Origin of the sequence: Clostridium sp. 1001270J_160509_D11 (assembly GCF_015667935.1) — a bacterium.
GTDB lineage: Bacteria > Bacillota > Clostridia > Peptostreptococcales > Peptostreptococcaceae > Intestinibacter.
The window spans coordinates 1-3,318 of the sequence record NZ_JADPET010000209.1 but is presented as its reverse complement, the minus strand read 5'-3'; the positions used below and the strand labels follow the sequence as shown (position 1 = coordinate 3,318).

The following is a 3,318-nucleotide window of genomic DNA, read 5'->3' as shown; positions in this document are numbered from 1 at the left end:
CCGATCTCATTCATCACATTGATTATTCTTATTTACTATATAAGTTTTCAAATTATATTTATAATTATTTTCTAATAAATTAGATATATTTTCACTATAATATCTAGGTACATATCCTATATGATTATTTTCTAAATCATATACTCTTATAGCATATTTATCATATTTATTATTATTATCCCTAACTAGCCTTAATTCTTGCATTTCATCAATTTCTATAGTCTTATCGCATAAATTCCCTTTACATCCAATATAGTATCTTACACCAGCTATAAAAAAATATCTTATTATTTCATTTTTTTCTAAATCTCGCGGTATGGGATCAATAAATTCTAAATTATCAGTTGGAAGCTTTGCCCCACATCTTTTTAGAAGTTCATATTCATCAAACTGATCTAAATCATATCTCTTTAATATATTTTCAATACCACGTCTTTTTTTATCTGGTAATCTATTCGCAAAAGATGGGAATAATTTATCATTATAATAAGTCTTTTCCAAATCTTTGAAAGAGATTAATAATTCAAATCCATTTTTTATAGCCTCTTTAACTTCATATCCATAACTAAATTCATACTTTCCATTTTTCAATATTTCTCCTACAACATATTGTCTTCTACTATTTGGTTCTTTCCAAATTACTTGGATCGAATCTCTACCTTTATCATTAACCATTTTCTCTACCTCCTAAATTTATATTTCATATATCTTATACAATTTTTTTAATTTATCAATTAAATATTTTTCTATAAATTCTATTCTTTCTCTACTCATTAATCGATTTATTTCATAATCTTTTAAAATTATTTTTATCTCTTCCTGTGTTAAATTATTTTTTATATTTTTAACAAATTCTATACTTTCATCAAAATAATAAAGTTTTAAATGCTTTATTATATCTTCATGTTTTGGCTTTTTTTTATTTTTACTATTTATTCTAATACAGGATAGTGACTTACTTATTAATAAAGATTCATATTTTTGATTATCTGTATTTGATTGGTTAAAGTGTGCTTCGCTTTCATAACAGCATAATGATGAACCATTATCATAAATAGGACTAAATATAACTTTCCCTTCGCAAATTATAGTAGCCCAATTACTATGATGTCTATCACTATTACCAATTATATAGTCAAATATAACTACTTGTAAAAAATCTTTTTTTAAATTATATTCTTCAATTGATTCTAATATCATACTTAAGCTATAATAGTCTCCATTTTCATAGTCACATAAGTTCTCACTATCATAATTAGGTCTATTTCTGGTAATATATTCTATTCCCTCTTTCAATTCCTCTTTTTTGTTCAAATCATTTATTAAATAACTTGCACAACCTAAACGTTGATTATAAGTACCTATTTCTATTTTTGCACAAGGTAAATTTATTACATTTGCAATTTGAGAGGCTATTTTTTCAGAACAATGCTCATAAGTCCTATCATCCTTCCTAAATTTAAAAAGGGCTATCTCTCCATTTGAATTAACAATCCATTCTTTTTCACTTCTACCTGAACCTTCTGCAAATCCAGTATATTTTTCCCATGTTTCAAAATCTTTAATCATTTTATATTTCCTCTCTGAAACTTCTATCCCCGTTAATTTAAGTATATATTATTTGTTATTTTTTTCCATAATTTTATTTTGAAAAATATATTTTTTTGATATCTAGGTATATTTAGGTAAAAATATGATTTTAGAAAAAATTGCAACCCCCGTAAAACTAGTGGTTAGTATAAGTAGCTTTTGGTAGTATCACCTAAAGAGATTAATTGATACTATATGCACTTTGAAAGGATAAAAAAACTCTTTAACACTTAATTTATCTGTTAATATGTATTTTTTCTTGATTTTGTATCTATTTTTTATCATTGCTTCATTAAGGACTAAAGTACTAGCATAAAAGCTTTTGGCCACACAATGTCCGTTTGCAAATTTATATTTTAAATTAACATGTCTATCGAATATAATTAGTGTACTTTTACATTTCAAATCTACCATTAAACTTAATATAATTATTTTAGCGGTGTAATTCCCCATATATGTATATAATAAATATCCTTCTATTATTTCTACACCTTTATAGTTATATAATTTTGTAATTATTTGTCCTATACTTTCTTGATATGGATTATATATGATTTTTCGTCTTGGGTGTAAATAAAATATTGTATTTGCATACTCGTCTTGTATAAAATAAGCTATTTGTTTTATTTTCCATAAAATTATCTTTCTTCATTATATTTGTAGCATGAACAACTACATTATATACCAGAAAGATGATTTTTTAATATAACTATTGTTTCTATATATACATAAAGAGTAATTTATTATCGAATATGTAAATGTACTCATTAAACTAATTTAAAATGAGTTATATACTTAAATAATTTCTAGAAAATTGCAAATAACCAAGTATTTAGTGAAAATTAGAAGGAAATAGATTATAATTTGTCTAATATTTTATGTATGCTAATATTATTAGTCTATTTTTTATATATAAATCAATTTCCAATATGAGAATATATAATTTATTTCTCATAAAATCTAATTAGAAAAAGGTGAAATAAAATGGATAATTTAATTGAGTCATTCAAAAGTTCTATTTTTGGAGAAAATTTAGAAAAAATAGAGAATATTTTATCAACTATAGAAGAACCTATAGATGTATTAAGTGAAGACCCAATAATAAAAGCAATACCTATTGTAAGTAAAATAGTATCTCTTTCAAGAGCATGTTTAGCAATAAACGATAGAATATTAATAAAGAAATTAACGATATTTATTACTTCAATGAACAATGGTTCTGTATCAGATAAAAAATTACAAGATTATAAAAATAAATTAGAAAGCAATCCTAAAATACTTAACAGAGACTTAGAAAAAATATTGGTATTAATAGAAAAAGAAGTAGAAGAAGACAAAGTTAAAATTCTAGCACAATTATACAAATCTTACATAAATGGAAATTTAGATTGGGATGAATTAATACATTCTTCAGAAATAGTAAGAAATTTATTTCTTATAGATCTAATTCAATTAAAATCACTCTATTCTGAAAAAGAAATTAAACGAAATGATGGATATTATCCATTTTCTATGAGTAGGTTAAATTCATTAGGATTAGTAGAATATTATAATGGTTTACTTGTAAATTCTCAAGATAATCCAGGTACACAAATTATAGGTAAAATAAATGAATTAGGAGAAGATTTTTTTAAATATGCCATATTAGATAGTGGAATAGAAGTTATAGGATTAGGAAGTGACTTTGACGGAATAGATTGTAAAGTAGAAATTGAAAATGCATCAAAA

General features: G+C 23.5%; 2 protein-coding genes and 2 pseudogenes. 1 reads left to right on the top strand and 3 read right to left on the bottom strand.

Annotated features, from left to right (window positions below; all coding sequences use genetic code 11):
- Nucleotides 1-6: 6 nt before the first annotated feature.
- The 3 genes and pseudogenes from I4U58_RS13215 to I4U58_RS14185 all read right to left on the bottom strand — a co-directional run bounded on the left by I4U58_RS13215 (nucleotide 7) and on the right by I4U58_RS14185 (nucleotide 2,224).
- Entirely contained in the window at nucleotides 7-675 is a 669-nt protein-coding gene (locus tag I4U58_RS13215) for an HIRAN domain-containing protein (RefSeq protein WP_195931805.1), read from the bottom strand.
- 18 nt (nucleotides 676-693) lie between these two features.
- The gene (locus I4U58_RS13210) at nucleotides 694-1,569 is read right to left on the bottom strand and encodes a HipA domain-containing protein (protein ID WP_195931804.1); all 876 of its coding nucleotides are present in this window, start codon (nucleotides 1,567-1,569) and stop codon (nucleotides 694-696) included.
- 189 nt (nucleotides 1,570-1,758) lie between these two features.
- Nucleotides 1,759-2,224, bottom strand: a pseudogene (locus I4U58_RS14185) (transposase).
- Nucleotides 2,225-2,574: 350 nt separating this feature from the next.
- Here I4U58_RS14185 and I4U58_RS13205 point away from each other — a divergent pair.
- Nucleotides 2,575-3,318, top strand: a pseudogene (locus tag I4U58_RS13205) (dipeptidase); the annotation flags it as partial.

Excerpts from the sequence above, each read along its gene's own strand:
- I4U58_RS13215 (WP_195931805.1), bottom strand. The coding sequence starts at position 675 with ATGGTTAATGATAAAGGTAGAGATTCGATCCAAGTAATTTGGAAAGAA.
- I4U58_RS13210 (WP_195931804.1), bottom strand. The coding sequence starts at position 1,569 with ATGATTAAAGATTTTGAAACATGGGAAAAATATACTGGATTTGCAGAA.